This is a genomic window from Novosphingobium sp. SG720 (assembly GCF_012275365.1).
GTDB classification, from domain to species: domain Bacteria; phylum Pseudomonadota; class Alphaproteobacteria; order Sphingomonadales; family Sphingomonadaceae; genus Novosphingobium; species Novosphingobium rhizosphaerae.
Genome location: NZ_JAAZQN010000001.1, coordinates 1,040,912 through 1,058,749 on the forward strand (window position 1 = coordinate 1,040,912; position 17,838 = coordinate 1,058,749).

Annotated in this window: 16 protein-coding genes; 4 read left to right on the forward strand and 12 right to left on the reverse strand. The window is 65.6% G+C overall.

Annotated features, from left to right (window positions below; all coding sequences use genetic code 11):
* The first annotated feature begins 59 nt into the window (after window positions 1–59).
* A complete protein-coding gene (locus FHW94_RS04685) occupies window positions 60–1,250 on the forward strand; it encodes a cytochrome P450 (RefSeq protein ID WP_168554564.1) in 1,191 nt (396 codons plus the stop codon).
* On the opposite strand, the gene FHW94_RS04690 is transcribed toward FHW94_RS04685, so the two are convergent.
* Window positions 1,247–2,245 carry an FUSC family protein gene (locus FHW94_RS04690; protein ID WP_168554565.1) on the reverse strand — a complete coding sequence of 333 codons (999 nt, stop codon included), beginning with the start codon at window positions 2,243–2,245 and terminating at the stop codon, window positions 1,247–1,249. The two genes, FHW94_RS04685 and FHW94_RS04690, sit on opposite strands and share 4 nt — an antisense overlap.
* Window positions 2,245–3,072: a TSUP family transporter gene (locus FHW94_RS04695; RefSeq protein ID WP_168554566.1), complete on the reverse strand. Its 828-nt coding sequence runs from the start codon at window positions 3,070–3,072 to the stop codon at window positions 2,245–2,247. The genes FHW94_RS04690 and FHW94_RS04695 overlap by 1 nt, the downstream gene beginning before the upstream one ends.
* Before the next feature lie 70 nt (window positions 3,073–3,142).
* Between FHW94_RS04695 and tgt the strand changes: the two genes are divergently transcribed.
* Both tgt and FHW94_RS04705 read left to right on the forward strand, forming a co-directional pair.
* Window positions 3,143–4,270, forward strand: a complete 1,128-nt coding sequence (tgt, locus tag FHW94_RS04700; protein WP_168555470.1) for a tRNA guanosine(34) transglycosylase Tgt — start codon at window positions 3,143–3,145, stop codon at window positions 4,268–4,270.
* Window positions 4,271–4,424: 154 nt separating this feature from the next.
* Window positions 4,425–6,398, forward strand: a complete 1,974-nt coding sequence (locus FHW94_RS04705; RefSeq protein WP_349237436.1) for a S9 family peptidase — start codon at window positions 4,425–4,427, stop codon at window positions 6,396–6,398.
* Between the two features lie 35 nt (window positions 6,399–6,433).
* On the opposite strand, the gene FHW94_RS04710 is transcribed toward FHW94_RS04705, so the two are convergent.
* Together FHW94_RS04710 and FHW94_RS04715 are read right to left on the reverse strand one after the other, a co-directional pair.
* On the reverse strand, window positions 6,434–6,625 hold the full coding sequence (locus FHW94_RS04710; RefSeq protein ID WP_168554567.1) for a hypothetical protein: 192 nt from the start codon (window positions 6,623–6,625) through the stop codon (window positions 6,434–6,436).
* 112 nt (window positions 6,626–6,737) lie between these two features.
* The gene (locus FHW94_RS04715; RefSeq protein WP_168554568.1) at window positions 6,738–7,643 is read right to left on the reverse strand and encodes a LysR family transcriptional regulator; all 906 of its coding nucleotides are present in this window, start codon (window positions 7,641–7,643) and stop codon (window positions 6,738–6,740) included.
* A 108-nt stretch (window positions 7,644–7,751) separates the two neighbouring features.
* On the opposite strand from FHW94_RS04715, the gene FHW94_RS04720 reads away from it, so the two are divergent.
* Complete coding sequence (locus tag FHW94_RS04720) at window positions 7,752–8,375, forward strand: YceI family protein (RefSeq protein WP_168554569.1); 624 nt, start codon at window positions 7,752–7,754, stop codon at window positions 8,373–8,375.
* 125 nt (window positions 8,376–8,500) lie between these two features.
* On the opposite strand, the gene rpsD is transcribed toward FHW94_RS04720, so the two are convergent.
* From rpsD to rpoD, 8 genes are all read right to left on the reverse strand, one after another.
* Complete coding sequence (gene rpsD, locus FHW94_RS04725; protein WP_168554570.1) at window positions 8,501–9,115, reverse strand: 30S ribosomal protein S4; 615 nt, start codon at window positions 9,113–9,115, stop codon at window positions 8,501–8,503.
* Window positions 9,116–9,329: 214 nt separating this feature from the next.
* Entirely contained in the window at window positions 9,330–10,064 is a 735-nt protein-coding gene (locus tag FHW94_RS04730; protein WP_168554571.1) for an RNA methyltransferase, read from the reverse strand.
* Window positions 10,065–10,069: 5 nt separating this feature from the next.
* Complete coding sequence (gene nrdR, locus FHW94_RS04735; protein ID WP_168554572.1) at window positions 10,070–10,543, reverse strand: transcriptional regulator NrdR; 474 nt, start codon at window positions 10,541–10,543, stop codon at window positions 10,070–10,072.
* A gap of 4 nt (window positions 10,544–10,547) precedes the next feature.
* Complete coding sequence (gene glyA, locus FHW94_RS04740) at window positions 10,548–11,861, reverse strand: serine hydroxymethyltransferase (protein WP_168554573.1); 1,314 nt, start codon at window positions 11,859–11,861, stop codon at window positions 10,548–10,550.
* A 15-nt stretch (window positions 11,862–11,876) separates the two neighbouring features.
* Window positions 11,877–12,314, reverse strand: a complete 438-nt coding sequence (gene rpiB / locus FHW94_RS04745; RefSeq protein WP_168554574.1) for a ribose 5-phosphate isomerase B — start codon at window positions 12,312–12,314, stop codon at window positions 11,877–11,879.
* Between the two features lie 144 nt (window positions 12,315–12,458).
* Window positions 12,459–13,082, reverse strand: a complete 624-nt coding sequence (locus FHW94_RS04750; RefSeq protein WP_168554575.1) for a DUF2059 domain-containing protein — start codon at window positions 13,080–13,082, stop codon at window positions 12,459–12,461.
* A gap of 158 nt (window positions 13,083–13,240) precedes the next feature.
* Complete coding sequence (locus FHW94_RS04755) at window positions 13,241–15,553, reverse strand: TonB-dependent receptor (protein ID WP_168554576.1); 2,313 nt, start codon at window positions 15,551–15,553, stop codon at window positions 13,241–13,243.
* Between the two features lie 216 nt (window positions 15,554–15,769).
* Entirely contained in the window at window positions 15,770–17,770 is a 2,001-nt protein-coding gene (gene rpoD / locus FHW94_RS04760; protein ID WP_168554577.1) for an RNA polymerase sigma factor RpoD, read from the reverse strand.
* Window positions 17,771–17,838 lie beyond the last annotated feature (68 nt).

Sequence of the window (17,838 nt, forward strand, 5' to 3'; positions counted from 1 at the left end):
GTTTGCGCCGCGCGCATGATCGTTAAGCCTGCGCTTCCGACAAGCCAGGGGAGAGCGGCATGGTTCCGGCGCATGTTCCACACGCGCGGGTGGTGGATTTCGACATCTTCGATCCGCCCGGCGTGGAGCAGGACTATTTCGCGGCATGGCAGGCGCTGGCTGATGGGCAGGGCCTGGTGTGGACGCGGTCCAATGGCGGCCACTGGATCGCCACGCGGGGCGATGTGGTGCGCGCGCTGTGGATGGATGCAGACCGGCTTTCCAGCGCCTGCCTGGCGGTAACGCCGGGACTAGGGGAGGTGATGCAGTTCATTCCGCTGCAGCAGGACGGGGCCGAGCACAAGGCATACCGCACCCCGGTGATGAAGGGCCTGGCGTCCCGCTTCGTGGTGGCGATGGAGCCGCAGGTGGAAGCGGTGGCGCGCGAATTGTGCGCCGGCCTGCGCCCGCGCCAGGCTTGCGAATTCGTGGCCGACTTTGCCGAGATCCTGCCCCTCAATATCTTCCTCACCATGATCGACGTGCCGCTGGAAGATCGCCCGCGCCTGCGCCGGCTGGGCGCCCAGCTCACCCGGCCCGATGGCTCGATGACGGTGGAGCAGTTGAAGCAGGCTGCCGACGACTATCTCTGGCCGTTCATCGAGAAGCGCATGGCCGCGCCGGGCGAAGACCTGTTCAGCCGCATCCTGGCCGAACCAGTGGAGGGCCGGCCCTGGACGGTCGACGCGGCGCGGCGCATGTGCCGCAACCTGCTGTTCGGCGGGCTCGATACGGTGGCGGCGATGATCGGCATGGTGGCGCTGCATCTGGCGCGCCACCCGCAGGACCAGGACCTGCTGCGCGCGCAGTCCGACCTGATCCCGGCCGCGGCGGACGAACTGATGCGGCGCTATCCCACGGTCTCGGTCAGCCGCAATGCCGTGGCCGATGTTGCCGTGGATGGCGTGACGATCCGCGCCGGCGATCTGGTCTATCTGCCCAGCGTTCTGCACAATCTCGATCCGGCCTGCTTCGACCGGCCAGAGGAAGTGGACTTTGCCCGCTCCCTTTCGCCCATGCGCCACACCACGCTGGGTGCCGGGGCGCATCGCTGCGTCGGCGCGGGGCTGGCGCGGATGGAAGTGATCGTGTTCCTGCGCGAATGGCTGGCGGCGATCCCGCGCTTTGCCCTGGCGCCCGATCAGCCGGTGACGATGAAAGGCGGCAATGTGGGGGCCTGCACCCGGCTGCCGCTGGTGTGGACGGCCTAGGCGCGGGAACGATCGAGCCGGACGAGAGCAAAGCCGGCGAGAAGCGCCACGGCGCTGCCGATCACGGTATCGAGTGCACGGGCGACCAGCAGCGTTTCCAGCGCCAGCGGGCCGCGATGCGCGGCTTGCGCCAGCAGCAGCGCCAGCGGTGTGATCAGCATCACGGCCAGGCCATAGTGGCGCGGCACCAGCGCTTCGACGCCCCACGAAAGCAATGTGATCGCCAGCGCGACCAGCCAGGGATGCGGCGCAAGCGGGAGCAGCAGCGCGGCCGGCACCAGGCCGAGCAGCGTGCCCGCCACGCGGTGGGCATAACGGGTCTTCACCGCGGCAAAGCTCATCCCCTGGATCACGGCGATGCAACTGACCGGTGCCCAATAAGGGCGCGGCACGCCGGCAAGGTGGGCAAGCGCGTGCGATACCGCCACGGCAAGTCCTACAACCACCGGCACTGCGCCGCTGCGCTCCACCCAGGCCAGCGGCGTGGCAGCGGGGGCGGACAAGTCCGGCGCCACCACGCGGAACAGCCCGACCATCGCCAGGGCCAGGGCTACCCCACCGCCCAATTGCAGCATCACCTGCGGCAGGGCGGCGAGCGGCAGCGCAATTTGCGTGGCAAGCGCGGCACTCATGCACGGGAACAGCGCGCCGGGCATCCCCACGCGCCCGCGGAGCACCGCCGCCACTGCGCCGGCGGCAAACAGGCCCAGCCCGATTGCCGCCATCGGCCCGGAAGGCGCCATGATCGTGCCCAGCACGAACCCGGCAATGATCCCCAGCCCCATCGCGCCAACCACTGCAAATTGCCGCCGGGGTGAGCCAGGGGGCAGGGCGCAAAAGGCAAAGGCGCCCAACGCCGCATTGGTGCCGGCCGGAATATTGCCCGCGATCGCGCCGCCGGCCATGGCCACGCCCACCGCCGCTGCGGCCAGCACGGCCAATTGCCACGGACGGCTCGCCGGGCGCAGCGTCAGCAGGCCGTGCAGCCGTGCCATCACCCGGCAAACCATTGCCACACCAGCCGCCCGGTCAGGCCCAGGCTGACGACGATGAGCAGCGGGCGTATCAACCGGGCGCCAAAGCGGGTGGCGAAATGGCTGCCGATCACCGCGCCCGCCATCGCGCCTGCACCCATGCACAGGCCCAGCAGCCACAGCACGTGGCCACCCAGCGCGAAGACGATCACGCTGGCGAGGTTGCTGATCAGGTTGAGCAGCTTGGTCAGTCCCGTGGCGCGGGTCAGCCCCATGCCGCGCAGGGCAACCAGCGTGGTCGTATAGAACTGCCCCGCGCCCGGTCCGAAGAAGCCGTCATAGAACCCCACGCCACCGGCAACCGGCAGGAAGCCGCGTGGCCCCACGCGATCGTGCCGGTCGCCATCGTCCATGCGCGGCGAGAGCACGGTATAGAGTGCCACGCCGATCAGCAGCACCGGCACGATCAGCGAAAGCACGTGGGCATCGAAATGCTGGATGATCAGTGCCCCGATCAACGCCCCGGCAAAAGTCACCGCGGCAAGGGTGCCATTGCCCGCCATGGTGAAAAGGCCGGCGCGGTGATAGCGCCAGGTGGCCATGCTGGTGCCGCACATCGACTGGATCTTGTTGGTGCCCAGCGTCAGGTGCGGGGGCAGGCCCAGTGTGATCAGCGCCGGCATCATGATCAGCCCGCCGCCCCCGGCAATCGCATCGACCATGCCGGTGACCACGGCGATCGCCGTCAGCACGCCATACATCCAGGCGTGCGGCTCGAACGGCGCAACCGGCGGGGTGGCCTGGGTCGCAGCTTGGGCGGTGGCGATGGCAAGGTGGATCAGCGACATTTGCACGCCTTGGCGTTTGCGCCTAAGGGCCGCAACTGTTCTTTCTCCCCCGGATGCCAGCTTGCCCACGATGACCCGCTTTTCGTTCCAGATTCACGCCACCAGCGGCAAGGCCCGCACCGGCACCATCCAGATGATGCGGGGCGAGATCCGCACCCCCGCGTTCATGCCGGTGGGCACCGCGGCCACGGTCAAGGCGATGAAAGTGGAAGACGTGCGCCGCACCGGCGCCGACATCATCCTGGGCAACACCTATCACCTGATGCTGCGTCCCGGCGCCGAGCGCATGGCCCGGCTGGGGGGCCTGCACGCCTTCATGGGCTGGGATCGCCCGATCCTGACCGACAGCGGCGGCTATCAGGTGATGAGCCTGTCGGAACTGCGCAAGATCACCGAGGATGGCGTGACGTTCGCCAGCCACCTCGATGGTTCGCGCCACATGCTCAGCCCCGAACGCTCGATGGAAATCCAGCGCCTGCTGGGGTCCGACATTGTCATGGCCTTTGATGAATGCCCGCGCGCCGATCAGCCGCGCGACGTGATCGCGCGGTCCATGGAAATGTCGATGCGCTGGGCCCGCCGCAGCCGCGCCGGGTTCGATAGCGGGGAAGACCATGCCGCGCGTTCCGCCCTGTTCGGCATCCAGCAGGGCGCGCTGGATCAAGGCCTGCGCCAGGCCAGCGCCGACGCGCTGCGCGACATCGGCTTCGATGGCTATGCCATCGGTGGGCTGGCCGTCGGCGAGGGGCAGGAGGCGATGTTCGCCACGCTCGATTTCGCGCCGGGCCAGTTGCCCGCCGATCGCCCGCGCTACCTGATGGGCGTGGGCAAGCCCGATGACCTGGTGGGCGCGGTGGAGCGCGGAGTGGACATGTTCGATTGCGTGCTGCCCACGCGATCGGGCCGCAACGGCCAGGGCTTTACCTGGAACGGCCCGATCAACATGCGCAACGCCCGCCATGCCGAGGACACCGGCCCGCTCGACGAGCGCTGCACCTGCCCGGTCTGCGCCAAATACAGCCGCGCCTATCTGCATCACCTGCACAAGTCGGGCGAGATGCTGGGCGCCATGCTGCTGACCGAGCACAACCTCTCGTTCTACCAGCAACTGATGGCGGCCATGCGCGCCGCGATTGCCGAAGACCGCTTTGCCGCCTTTGCCGCCGATTTCCGCCGGGACTATCTGCGCAAGGAGTAAGCCCCGCAAAACGGATGCGAATTTTCCCGGTCCGGCCTTTCCCATCCGCGCCACTTTGCTATGCCTAGCAAGGTTTTGATACGAATTGGGATGGGGCATGGCGCATCGGCATCGGGGATTTGGCGGCCTTTTGGCAGGCGCGGGAATGGCGCTGGTGGCCGCGGTTCTTGGCAGCAGTGCCCGGGCCGCCGATCCGGCGCCGCTGGATGGCGCAGCAGCCGCGCGGGCATTCGGCGCACGCGTGGGCGTTTCGGCAATGAGCATGTCGCCCGATGGCACCCATGTCTCTTTCCTGGTGCCCGATGGCGATGGGCAAAAGGTCATGGTTGCAGATCTGGTTGCGGGCGGTGCGCCGCGCGCGATCCTGGGCAGCAATCGCAGCGATGAAAGGATCCGTAGCTGCACCTGGCCCACCAACCAGCGCCTGTTCTGCCGTGTCCAGGTCTATTCCGAGAATGCCGGCACACCGATCAGCTTTGCGCGCATGCTGGCCGTCGATGTGGATGGCAAGCACGTTGGCGTGGTGTCTGAACAGCAAAGCGATCGGGCCCTGGGTTTCGATTATCACGGCGGCGCGGTGATCGATTGGACCGGCGACAAGCCCGGGCAGGTGCTGATGACGCGCACGTTCGTGCCTGAAACCACGATCGGCACGCACCTGGCCAAGACCGACGACGGCTTCGGCGTCGAATCCGTGGACGCGACCACCTTGCAGCGTCGCACCGTGGAACGGCCCCGTGTCGATGCCGAGGCCTATGTCACCGATGGCATCGGCCACGTCCGCCTGATGGCCCGCGCTGTGGCCAATGCCACCGGATACGATACCGGCAAGGCCACATGGTACTATCGCAAGGCCGGATCGTCCGATTGGCTGGCATTGGGCCGCACGGATGAAAGCGACGGCATTTCCGCGCGCGGTTTCCAGCCCGCTGCGGTCGATCCCACGCAGGACGTGGCCTATGGCTTCGATGCTGGCGATGGCGGGCGCAGCGCACTGTTTCGCATCAAGCTGGACGGCTCGCTGGCACGCGATCGCGTGCTTGGGCGCGGCGATGTCGATGTTGACGAACTGGTCACCATCGGGCGCAACCGCCGCGTCGTGGGGGTGAGCTACGCCACCGAAACCCGCGTGGTGGAATTCTTCGATCCCGCGCTCAAGACCCTGGCTGCCGCGCTGCACAAGGCCTTGCCCGGCCAGCCGCAGATCGACTTCATCGATGCGGCGGCCGACGAAAGCCGGCTGCTGCTGCTGGCTGGTGGCGATACCGATCCGGGAACCTATTACGTCTTCGACAAGCCGACGCACCATCTCGAACAGGTCCTCGCCGTCCGTCCGGAACTTACCGGTGTCGGCATGGCCCCGATGAGGCCGATCACTTATCCCGCCGCTGACGGAACGTCGATCCCGGCCTACCTCACGCTGCCGGCTGGCAGCAACGGCAAGGGCCTGCCGGCCATCGTCATGCCCCATGGCGGGCCCAGTGCGCGCGATGAATGGGGTTTTGACTGGCTGGTGCAGTTCTTCGCGGCGCGTGGCTATGCCGTGCTGCAGCCCAATTATCGTGGCTCGTCGGGGTTCGGGATCGACTGGCAATCCAGGAACGGCTTTCAATCCTGGCCCAAGGCGATCGGCGATATCGACGACGCGGGTCGCTGGCTTTTGTCGCAGGGCATTGCCGCGCCCGGGAAGATCGCCATCTTCGGCTGGTCTTATGGCGGCTATGCCGCGCTGCAATCAGGGGTGGTCGATCCCGGATTGTTCAAGGCCATCGTCGCGGTCGCACCGGTGACGGACCTCGCGCGGCTGCGCGAAAACGCGCAAAGCTATACCAATGGTGTCATCGTTGACCGCCAGATCGGCCATGGTGACTATATCAAGGCGGGCTCACCCGCGCAGAACGCATCGTCGATCACGGTGCCGGTCATGCTGTTTCACGGCGATGCCGATCTCAATGTGCCGGTGGACCAATCGCGCCTGATGGCAGACCGGCTCCGGGCGGCGGGTCGCTCCGTCGAATATGTCGAGTTCAAGAAGCTCGATCATCAGCTCGATAGCGGGGCGGCGCGCATCCAGTTGCTGAGCAGCAGCGATGCGTTCCTGCGCAAGGCGATGGGCATCGCTCCCTAAAGCGAGGCCGCCGCCCCGGGGCGGAGCCCCCGGCGTCAGGCAGCGATCTGGGGACGCGGCGTCATCACCGCCTGCGTCTCCAGGCGAGTGCCGGGATATTGCGCGAATTCGCCGGTGCGCGTGTCCAGAAAGCCGGCGCCGATGGCGCTGGCCTGGGCCTTGGCAGTTTCCAGATCGGGATACCATTTGCCGCAACGGTGCGGGGTGACGAAGCGATACATCAGCATGCTCCGACAATGCCTGCAGCGCCGTGCCGTTCCCGCTTTCTGCTGCGCGCGTGCGCGATTTGCGACGATCCGTTTGTTGCGGGAAACGGCTGAAAATGTTGCTTTAATATGTCTACCAGGCAGAGGCCATCGGTGGCAGCATTTCCGCCAGGAATTCGATCCAGGCGCGGGTTCTGGCGGCCGGCCGGCGCGAGGGATGGGTGACCGCATGGATCGCGCCGAGTTGCGCCAGGGGCTGGTCCAATGGCACCTCCACCAGCCGGCCCTCGCGCAGCGCGCGTGCCGCGATGAAGCGCGGGCCATAGACCAGGCCCAGGCCTGCAGCGGCAGCTTCCACCAGCACGTCGCCGTTGTCGGCTTGCAGCGTTCCGCGCACCGGCTGGTGGATCGTGCCGTCCAGGCCAAAGCGCCAGATGTGCCGCCCCAGCATCGACAGCGTGAAGCCAAGGCAATCGTGCTGCGCCAGGTCGCTCAATTGCGTGGGCGTGCCGCGCCGCGCGAGATAGCTGGGTGAAGCGCAGACGACCAGGTGCATGTCGGCCAGCTTGCGGGCGATCAGGTTGCCATCCAGCAGCCGGCCGATGCGGATCGCCATGTCCCAGCGCTCTTCCACCAGGTCGACATGCCGGTCGCTCAACCCCAGTTCGATGACGATGCCCGGGTGGCGCTGGTTGAAGGCGGCCACCAGCGGGGCCAGGTGCAGCACGCCGAACGACATCGGCACGCTTACCCGCAACAGTCCGTCGATCGCCACGCTTTGGGCGGCGGCATCGGCTTCCGCCTCGCGCAAGTCGGCCAGCACGCGCGTCGCCCGGTCGAGGTAGGCCGTGCCCGCCTCGGTCAACAGCAGGCGCCGGGTGGTGCGGTGGACCAGCGTGGTGCCCAGCCTGCTTTCCAGCGCGGTAAGATGCTTGGCGGCCATCGCGGGGGACATGTGCAGCGTGCGCGCGGCGGCCGAAAGCCCGCCCAGGCGGATCGCTTCCACGAAGACTTCGATGCCGGTCAGGCGGTCGGCCACAGATTTCCTACCTCTGGTAAAAAGACAATGTCGTTGGCGACATATTATCATCCAAGGGTGGAAACGCCATCATGGCTGGGATCATTTCAACAAGGACGATCCCCTGTCATGACACGCAACAAGACTTTCGCCGCCCTGGCCCTGGCCCTGGCGGTTCCCGCCCTCGCGGTGCCGGCGCTGGTCGCCGCGCAGGCGACTGCCGCGCCCTCGGCCGTGCCGGCTGGCACCTATCAGGTGGAAAGCCACCACACCCTGGCCGAATTCACGGTCAGCCACTTCGGCTTCAACGATTTCTTCGGCGTCATCCCCGGCGCCACCGGCACGATGACGCTCAACCCGGCGGATCTTGCCGCCACGGCGCTCGACGTGTCGCTGCCGGTCTCGGCCATCTCCACCACCAACGCGACGCTCGATGGTGAACTCAAGAGCGCCGACTGGTTCGACGCGGCCAAGTATCCCACGATCCGCTTCGTGGCGCGCAAGGTGGTGCCCACTGGCGAGCGCAGCGCCAAGATCGAGGGTGATCTTACCCTGCACGGCGTGACCAAGCCGATTACGCTCGATGCCACGTTCGGCGGCGCCGGTGCCAATCCGATGAGCAAGGCCTTCACCGTGGGCTTTGGCGCGACCGGCACGCTCAAGCGCTCGGACTTCGGCGTGAGCAAGTACGTGCCCTTCGTGAGCGACGAAGTGCGCCTCAAGATCACTGTGGCGTTTGAAAAGAAGGCCTGATCGGCAAGGCGGCCCGGTGCGTGCAAACGCATCGGGCCTGCCGGCCAACCGCTGCTTGCAGGCAACAAAAAAGGCGGGGCAAAACCCCGCCTTTTCCGTTTGTCTTGTCCGAATGGACCGACCGATCAGCGCGAATAGAATTCGACGACCAGGTTCGGTTCCATCTTCACCGGATAGGGCACTTCGTCGAGCGTGGGCACGCGCACGAAAGTGATCTTGTCGTTGCCTTCCTGGGCGACGTAGTCAGGCACGTCGCGCTCGGGCAGGGCCTGGGCTTCGGCGATCAGGGCCATTTCCTTGGCCTTGGGGCCCAGGGTGATGACGTCGCCGGGGCGCACGCGGCGGCTGGCGATGTTGCACTTCACGCCGTTCACGCGGATGTGGCCGTGCGAAACGATCTGGCGAGCCGAGAATACGGTCGGCGCGAACTTGGCGCGGTACACGACCATGTCGAGGCGCTGTTCGAGCAGGCCGATCAGGTTCTGACCGGTATCGCCCTTCATGTTCGACGCTTCCTGGTAGGTGCGCTTGAACTGCTTTTCGGTCACGTCGCCGTAGTAGCCCTTGAGCTTCTGCTTGGCGCGCAGCTGGATACCGAAGTCGGAAACCTTGCTCTTGCGGCGCTGGCCGTGCTGGCCGGGGCCATACGAGCGGCGGTTCACCGAGCTCTTGGGGCGGCCCCACAGGTTTTCACCAAGGCGACGGTCAATCTTGTACTTGGACGAATGGCGCTTCGACACGCGTTCGTTCCTTTCAACTAGCGTTTCATGTGAGGAAAGCCGCAGCGGCCTTCCTGGCTGTTGTCCGGACCCGCACCATCTGGCCTGTTGCCAGATGCGGCCACCACTTCACCGGACGTGTGGGGCCAATTGCGAAGGCGCGCCTAGAACAGGCATTGCCCTCAGAGTCAAGTGCGGAAAGGGAGAGCGGGAAAAATCGGCGGGTTTGCGCCGTTCAGGGCCGCTCGCCAGGGGTGCGGCGCAAGGTGGAGAGCACCCCGCGCAGGGTGCGGATTTCCAGGTGATTCCACGCCGGCTTGGTCAACATCGTGCGCAAGGTGCGGCGGCTGGCCTCAGCGCGGCTGGGGGGCTGGAAATAGCCACGCGGTTCCAAGAGGTCGCACAGCTGGCTGAACATGCCCTCGAATTCCTCCTGCGGGGCAGGGGGCAGCAGCTCTTCCACCGTGGGCTGCACCAGCGCGGTGGCGCAGCCCTGGTGCTTGGACCATTCATAGGCGCACAGGATCACCGCCTGGGCCAGGTTGAGCGAGCCGAATTCCGGGTTGATCGGCACGGTCACGATCGTGCGCGCCAGCGCCACGTCGTCGGTCTCCAGGCCCGACCGCTCCGGGCCGAACACCAGCGCGCTGCGGCCTTCCTCGGCCACGATCGCGCGTGCGGCTTCCTCGGGTGTGACGACCGGCTTGGTCACCCCGCGCTTGCGCACGGTGGTGGCATAGACATGGGCGCAATCGGCCACGGCCTCGGCCAGGCTGTCGAACACCTGAGCGCGTTCCAGCACGATGTCGGCACCCGAGGCAGCGGGCCCTGCCGAGGGGTTGGGCCAGCCATCGCGCGGGGCGACGAGGCGCATTTCAGCCAGGCCGAAGTTGAGCATGGCGCGCGCGGCCTTGCCGATGTTTTCGCCCAGTTGCGGGCGCACGAGCACGATAACGGGTTGGAAAGGCATGGTTCTTACTTGGCCACTTCGCGCACGGAAGAGGCGAATTCCTCGAAATCGCGGGCTTCGGAAAAATCGCGGTAGACGCTGGCAAAGCGGATATAGGCCACGCTGTCCAACTGGCGCAGCCCGTCCATCACCATTTCACCGATCACCTTGCTGGCCACTTCGCCATCGCCCATCGTCTCGATCTGGCGCTGGATGCCGGTGACCAGCTGGTCGAGCCGTTCCTGGGTGACCGGGCGCTTGCGGCAGGCGAGCGCCACGGACTGTTCGATCTTGGTGCGGTCGAACGGTTCGCGGCGCGGCTCGCTGCCATCGCCCTTGTTCTTCACCACCAGCACTTCGCGCAATTGCACGCGTTCGAACGTGGTGAAGCGGGCGCCGCAGCTTTCACATTGGCGCCGCCGGCGGATCGAGGTGTTGTCCTCGGTCGGCCGGCTGTCCTTCACCTGGCTGTTGTCATGGGCGCAGAACGGGCAACGCAAACGTTCAAAGCTCCGGGTAGATGGGGAACTGGGCGCACAGGTCGGCCACGGCATCGCGCACGCGCTGTTCCACCTGGCCATCGCCTTCGTCGCCATTGCGGGCAAGGCCTTCGACGACCTGGGCGATCAGCTGGCCGATCTGGCGGAATTCTTCCTCGCGGAAGCCGCGCGTGGTGCCTGCCGGCGTGCCCAGGCGAATGCCCGAGGTGACGAAAGGCGAGCGCTTGTCGAACGGCACGCCGTTCTTGTTGCAGGTGAGCCAGGCGCGATCGAGGCCCTTTTCAGCGGCCTTGCCGGTCACGTCCTTGGCCGACAGGTCCACCAGCATCAGGTGGTTGTCGGTGCCGCCCGAAACGATCGACAGGCCGGCATCGACCAGCGACGCCGAAAGCGCGCGGGCATTGGCCACGATCTGGTGGGCATAGGCCTTGAATTCTGGGCGCAGGGCATCGGCAAAGGCCACCGCCTTGGCGGCGATCACATGCACCAGCGGGCCACCCTGAAGGCCGGGGAACACGGCCGTGTTGAACTTCTTGGCCAGCGCCTCGTCGTTGGTGAGGATGATGCCCGAACGGGGACCGCGCAGGCTCTTGTGCGTGGTGGAGGTGACCACATGGGCATGCGGGAACGGCGAGGGGTGCGCGCCACCGGCGACAAGGCCGGAGAAGTGCGACATGTCGACCAGCAGCCACGCGCCCACTTCATCGGCGATTTCGCGGAAGCGCGGGAAATCCCACACGCGCGAATAGGCGGTGCCGCCCGCGATGATCAGCTTGGGCTTGTGCTCGCGCGCCAGGCGGGCCACTTCGTCCATGTCGATCAGGTGATCTTCCGGGCGCACGCCATAGGGGATCGGCTTGAACCACTTGCCGCTCATGTTGACCGGCGAACCGTGGGTGAGGTGGCCGCCCGAATTGAGATCCAGCCCCATGAAGCTGTCGCCCGGCTGGAGCAGGGCCAGGAAAACCGCCTGGTTCATCTGGCTGCCCGAATTGGGCTGCACATTGGCGAAATCGCAGCCGAACAGCTTCTTCGCGCGTTCGATCGCCAGGGTTTCCACCACGTCGGCATATTCGCAGCCGCCGTAATAGCGCTTGCCCGGATAGCCTTCGGCATACTTGTTGGTGAAGACCGAGCCGGTCGCTTCCAGCACGGCCAGGCTGGTGATGTTTTCCGAAGCGATCAGCTCGATCTTGGTCTGCTGGCGCTTCAATTCACCCTGGATGGCGGCGAAGACTTCGGGATCGGCCGAGGCGAGGTGCTCGGTAAAGAAGCCGGCCGTGCGGACTTCCGACGGTGCGGTGGCAGCGGTGGACATCGGTGGGGCTCCTTTTCAGAGTGCGGGATTGGAAAGCTTGGTAACGCGGCGCACGTGGCGGTCACCAGCAAAGGGGGTGGCGAGAAACGCCTCGACGCAGGCCTTCGCCATGTCCAGCCCGGTCAGGCGGGCACCCATGGCCAGCACGTTGGCATCGTTGTGTTCGCGCGAAAGCTTGGCCGAAAGCGGCTCGCCCACCAGGGCGCAGCGCACGGCGGGATTGCGGTTCACGGCAATGGAAATGCCGATGCCCGAACCGCACAGGGCAATGCCGCGCTCGGCTTCGCCGGCCGCCATCGCGCTCGCCAGCTTGTAGCCATAGTCGGGGTAGTCGACGCTGTCGCCGTTGTAGGGGCCAAGGTCGGCCACGTCGTGGCCCAACTCGCCCAGCCATTGGACAAGATCGGCTTTCAGCGCCAGCGCGGCGTGATCGGAAGCAATGGCAATGCGCATGGGTTATAGCGTTTCCGGTTGCCTGTTACGGATATCGTGTCGGGGATTCTGGCGTCCCCCTAAACCCATTGCGCGCGCTATGCCAGATTAATTGGGCTTATGTTGCACCCATTGCCCCGATGGGTGGGCGAGGGGCGTCCGCGCTCAATGCGCCTCGCCGTGCGCGGCGGCCATCTTCCTGGCCACTTCGGGATGCTTGGCGAGATAGTCGGTGATCTGCGCTTTCATTTCCTGCGCGGTGGCCATCCCAACGGACATGCCCTCGCGGTTGAGCGCACCCATCACGGCCATCACTTCCGGGTCCTGCATCAGCTCTGCCGCGCGCGAGAGATAACGCCCGCCCGCCGGCGTCTGGGCAAAGGCCAGGATGGCGCGCAGGTCTTCGCTGGAAAAGCGGCGCACATAGGCATGGGCCATCGCCTGCGTCAGTTCGGGCAGGTGGCGTTCCATCGCCGGGCGCATCGCGGCGGGCATCTTTTCGAGCATGGTGTCGAAAATCTGGTTGAGGCCGGGATCGTCCACGCCCAGGCCGGCGGCGATGTTGCCGCGCATGGCCGCCATCATCGCTTGCGTGACGCGCTCCACGATGGCCAGGCGCTGTTCGGGCGGCAGGATCACCGCGATGATCTGGTTGGCCACTGCCACGTCGGCGGGATTGAGCGGCACGGCAGCGGGGGGCGGCGTGGTCTGCGCGGCCGCGGGGCTGAGCGGCATGGCAATGGTGGCCAGAACGGCAAGGGCCATGGCGCGGCGGGCAAACGGCATCATCGGCTTCTCCCAGATACGGGACAGGTGATCCATGCGTCCCGTGGCGCGGTGGTTGCGCCTTGTTGCATCCCGGTCAAGCCGCGAAAGCACTGCGACAGCGCCATGCACCGGGTGGAAATGAAAACGGGGCGGCATCGCTGCCGCCCCGCTTCATGTCATCAGCGGAACGAACCGCTGAGCGAAACCCCGATCGTGCGGGGATCGTTGTAGATCCCGGCGCGGTAGTTCGAAGTGTCGATCACCCCGATCAGGTTGCGCTTGTCGGTCAGGTTGCGAGCAAACACCGCCAGTTCATAGCGGCCCCAGGCAAAGCCGGCCTTGGCGCCCAGTTCGTAATTGCCGTTGGAGGTGTATTCCACCGTCTTGTACGGCACGTACATGGTATAGCCCTGCAGATTGAAATCGCCGCCGACAAAGGCCTTGAAATCATCGCTGAGCGGCAGGTCGTAACGGCCCGAGATGTTCAGGTTGAACTTGGGCGCGTTGGGCAGCGGATTGCCGTTGATCTGCGCAAAGTAGTTCGCGCCCACCTGCTTGACCGGGTTGAGCACGGTTTCCGACAGCACGCCGCCGGCCGAGCCGGCCTGGGCATAGACATTGCTGTCCTTCACTTCGGTGTGCAGCACGCTCACGCCGATATCGAAGCGCAGGTTCGTTGCCGGGCGCAGGCCCAGTTCCGCTTCCGCGCCATAGCCCACGGCCTTGTCGGCATTGAACAGCACGCCGCTACCGTTGCTGTCGTTGCCGTTGAGCTGGATGTCGGTGACGGTGTAGTAGAACCCGGTGAGGTTGAACGTGACGGCATTGTCCAGCCACGCGCTCTTCACGCCGGCTTCCCACGAGGTGTTCTTTTCCGAATTGGCCGTGGTGAAGGCCGAATTGAACACGGCCGAGCGACCCTGGATGGTCGGGCCACGGAAGCCGCGCGCCACGCGGGCAAAGAACGACAGGTCGGAATTGGCGCGATAGAGCAGGCTTGCGTCAAAGCTCGGCTGCGTGTCCGACAGGCGCACGGTGCGCGGCGCGGTGGACGGGAACGTGACGACGCCGCCCACGGTGTCTGCCGTCTTGAGCAGCGAGGTGGTCTTGGTGTCGTTCGACAGGCGCGCGCCAGCGGTGAAGCGCAGCTTCTCGGTCAGGTCATAGCTGGCCTGGCCGAACACCGCCCAGCTGGTGTTGACGTTGTGCAGCAGCACCCAGTTGTTGGGATTGGGCGTGGTGCCCAGCGCATTGCTGGTGAGGAAATAGGCGCGCTGGTCGAACTCGGTGTAATCACGCGAATCGAAGTAGATGCCGCCAAACTGCCACTTGAAGCGGGCCGCGTCCGGGCTCGCCAGGCGCAGTTCCTGGCTCCACTGGTTGAGGCTGCGCAGCACGCCGCGCGATTCGCCATAGCCGGCGCCGCCGAAATTGGCCGCCGCGCCGCCATCGGTGTCACCCCGGCTGGACCCGTGCGAGGCTTCGTAGGCGGTGATCGAGGTCAGCGTCGCGCCGCCGAAATCCTGCACGGCCTTGAGCGAGACGCCCTTGGTCTTGTAGGCCTGCGGGTTGTTGCCGCCTTCGTCATAGGCAACATTGGTCAGGTCCAGGTTTTCCGGCACGGTGTGCGTGCCCTTCTGGATCGACCCGCGATAGAAGATCGAGGCGCTGCCGTCATAATCGCGGTAGTGGCCCGACACGCGCAGCGACAGGGTTTCGGTGGGCTGAACCAGCAGCTGCAGGCGCACGTCGCGTTCGTTGAAGCCGCCCATCACATTGTTGCCGGGCTTGGTGCCGTCGTCGCTCACGCCGGTGTAGGTGTTGTTGATCCAGTTGTCGCGGTGCTGGTACAGGCCCGACAGGCGGAAGCTGATGCGGCCATCGCTGGTCAGCGGGCCGCCGACGCCGGCATCCACGTTGATCGCGTTGCGGCTGCCCCAGCTGGCGCTGCCCTGGCCCTGCCACGTGGCGGTGGGCTGGGCGGTGTCGAACTTGACGATGCCGGCCGTGGTGTTGCGGCCGAACAGCGAACCCTGGGGCCCGCGCAGCACTTCGACCTGGGCAATATCGAACGCGGGGTTCGACTTGAGCACGACGTGCTCCATCACCACGTCGTCCTGGATCACCGAGACCGGCTGCGAGGCGCCGAGGTAGAAGTCGATGTTGCCCAGGCCACGGATGTAGAAGCGCGGGAAGATGCGGCCCGTGGTCGATTCAACGTTGAGGCTGGGCACGCGGCCGGCCAGCGAAAGCAGCGTGTCGGCGCCGGCAGCCTGCAGGTTGTGCAGCAGCTCAGGCTTCATCACCGCCACCGAAACCGGCACGGACATGATGTTTTCCTGGCGGCGCTCGGCGGTAACGACGATAGCATCGCCGGTTTCGGCGGCCGTGTCGGCAGCGGCCGGTGCGGTGTCTTGCGCGAATGCTGCGGGCGCGATGGCCGCAAGCGCGGCTCCCGCCAGCATGGCGGCAGCGAAATGGGTGGTACGCATGGAAATTCCCCTGACGGAAGGACGCGGTCTTTGCCGCTGTGGTTTGGTCCCTGCGGGGCTATTAGCGTTGTGTGTCAAACCTGTGTCAGACTAATGCAGGTTTGTGTCGGTTTCATCTGATACTGATGCCGCATTGCAACACAATGTCCGCAACGCAAAAGAGGCGCCAGGCCGGTGGCCGGGCGCCTCTTGCATGATGGGGCAGGAATGCCGCGCTTACTGGTCCAGGAACGAGCGCATCTTGCGGCTGCGGCTCGGGTGCTTGAGCTTGCGCAGCGCCTTGGCCTCGATCTGGCGGATACGTTCGCGCGTCACCGAGAACTGCTGGCCCACTTCCTCCAGCGTGTGATCGGTGTTCATGCCGATGCCGAAACGCATGCGTAGCACGCGTTCCTCGCGCGGGGTCAGGCTGGCGAGGACGCGGGTGACGGTTTCCTTGAGATTGGCCTGGATGGCCGCATCCACCGGGATGATCGCGTTCTTGTCCTCGATGAAATCGCCCAGGTGCGAATCTTCCTCGTCGCCGATCGGCGTTTCGAGAGAGATCGGCTCCTTGGCGATCTTCATCACCTTGCGCACCTTTTCGAGCGGCATCGACAGACGCTCGGCCATTTCCTCGGGCGTGGGCTCGCGGCCCTGCTCGTGCAGGAACTGGCGGCTGGTGCGCACCAGCTTGTTGATCGTCTCGATCATGTGCACCGGAATACGGATGGTGCGTGCCTGATCGGCGATCGAGCGGGTGATCGCCTGGCGGATCCACCACGTGGCATACGTGCTGAACTTGTAGCCGCGGCGATACTCGAACTTGTCCACCGCCTTCATCAGGCCGATGTTCCCTTCCTGGATCAGGTCCAGGAATTGCAGGCCACGGTTGGTGTACTTCTTGGCGATCGAGATCACCAGGCGCAGATTGGCCTCGACCATTTCCTTCTTGGCGATGCGCGCTTCACGCTCGCCCTTCTGCACCATGTTCACGATGCGGCGGAATTCGGCCAGTTGCATGCCGGTGGCCGAAGCGATGTCGGCCACTTCGGAACGAATGCGCTCGACGGCGGCGGTTTCGTTGGCGGCAAAGGCCGCCCACTTCTTGTCGCGCGTGGCGAGCGACTGCAACCAGCCTTCGTCCAGTTCACGGCCGACGTAGTGATCGAGGAAATCCTTGCGGCTCACCTTGTGGCGTTCGGCCAGACGCAGCATCTGCCCGCCCAGCGTGGTCAGCCGGCGGTTGAATGCATAGAGATTGTCGACCAGGTATTCGATCTTGGAGGCATGGAACTGCACGCTTTCCACCTGCGCGGTCAGTTCCTCGCGCAGCTTGTGGTATTCGGCTTCCTTGGCTGCCGAAAACGCCAGGCCAAGACCCAGGGAATCCAGGCGCTCGCCCTGCAGCTTTTCGAAAGTGCGGAACAGGCTGGTGATTTCGGCGAACTTCTCCAGCGCGGCCGGCTTGAGCGTGGCTTCCATCTGGGCAAGGGAAAGGGTGTTGTCCTCTTCCTCTTCCTCGGCCGGGCGCGCGCGGCGTTCGCGCAGCTCGTCGTCCTCGTCCTCGGTTTCCTCTTCCTCGACGTCTTCCTCTTCCTTGAAGGAAGGGCCGGCCGTCGCTTCGCTGATTTCGCCGTCGGCGTCTTCACCGTCTTCGGAAAGGTTTTCCGGCTGCGGCTCCTTGGACAGCATGGCGTCGAGATCGAGGATCTCGCGCAGCTGCATTTCGCCCGCGTTGAGCGCCTCGGACCACTGGATGATGGCGTGGAAGGTGATCGGGCTTTCGCACAGGCCCATGATCATGGTGTCGCGGCCGGCTTCGATGCGCTTGGCGATGGCGATTTCGCCCTCGCGGCTGAGCAGTTCCACCGCGCCCATTTCGCGCAAGTACATGCGCACCGGGTCATCGGTGCGTTCGATGGTTTCCTTGCGCTTTTCCACAACCGGGCGGTCGTCCATCCCGGTGTCGGCGTCTTCGGCTTCCTCGGCCTCACGCTCTTCGGGATCGACCGCGTCCTCGTCGCTCTCGACGATGTTGACGCCCATTTCCGAGATCGCGGCCATGATGTCCTCGATCTGCTCGGAGGACATCTGGTCTTGCGGCAAAGCCTCGTTCAGCTCGTCATAAGTGATGACCCCGCGGCGCTTGGCGCGCGCGATCAGCTTCTTGATCGAAGCCTCGTTAAGGTCGATCAGCGGTGCATCGCCGCTATCGGTCTTGTCGTTGGAAGCCATTAACCCCGGTACCACCCTTTGACGTCATGCCGCTTTGGCCCTGGTCGGGGCCTAGGCCGGGATCGCGG

Excerpts from the sequence above, each read along its gene's own strand:
- FHW94_RS04685 (WP_168554564.1), top strand. The coding sequence starts at position 60 with ATGGTTCCGGCGCATGTTCCACACGCGCGGGTGGTGGATTTCGACATC.
- FHW94_RS04690 (WP_168554565.1), bottom strand. The coding sequence starts at position 2,245 with ATGGCACGGCTGCACGGCCTGCTGACGCTGCGCCCGGCGAGCCGTCCG.
- FHW94_RS04695 (WP_168554566.1), bottom strand. The coding sequence starts at position 3,072 with ATGTCGCTGATCCACCTTGCCATCGCCACCGCCCAAGCTGCGACCCAG.
- tgt (WP_168555470.1), top strand. The coding sequence starts at position 3,143 with ATGACCCGCTTTTCGTTCCAGATTCACGCCACCAGCGGCAAGGCCCGC.
- FHW94_RS04710 (WP_168554567.1), bottom strand. The coding sequence starts at position 6,625 with ATGCTGATGTATCGCTTCGTCACCCCGCACCGTTGCGGCAAATGGTAT.
- FHW94_RS04720 (WP_168554569.1), top strand. The coding sequence starts at position 7,752 with ATGACACGCAACAAGACTTTCGCCGCCCTGGCCCTGGCCCTGGCGGTT.
- FHW94_RS04730 (WP_168554571.1), bottom strand. The coding sequence starts at position 10,064 with ATGCCTTTCCAACCCGTTATCGTGCTCGTGCGCCCGCAACTGGGCGAA.
- glyA (WP_168554573.1), bottom strand. The coding sequence starts at position 11,861 with ATGTCCACCGCTGCCACCGCACCGTCGGAAGTCCGCACGGCCGGCTTC.
- rpiB (WP_168554574.1), bottom strand. The coding sequence starts at position 12,314 with ATGCGCATTGCCATTGCTTCCGATCACGCCGCGCTGGCGCTGAAAGCC.
- FHW94_RS04750 (WP_168554575.1), bottom strand. The coding sequence starts at position 13,082 with ATGATGCCGTTTGCCCGCCGCGCCATGGCCCTTGCCGTTCTGGCCACC.
- FHW94_RS04755 (WP_168554576.1), bottom strand. The coding sequence starts at position 15,553 with ATGCGTACCACCCATTTCGCTGCCGCCATGCTGGCGGGAGCCGCGCTT.
- rpoD (WP_168554577.1), bottom strand. The coding sequence starts at position 17,770 with ATGGCTTCCAACGACAAGACCGATAGCGGCGATGCACCGCTGATCGAC.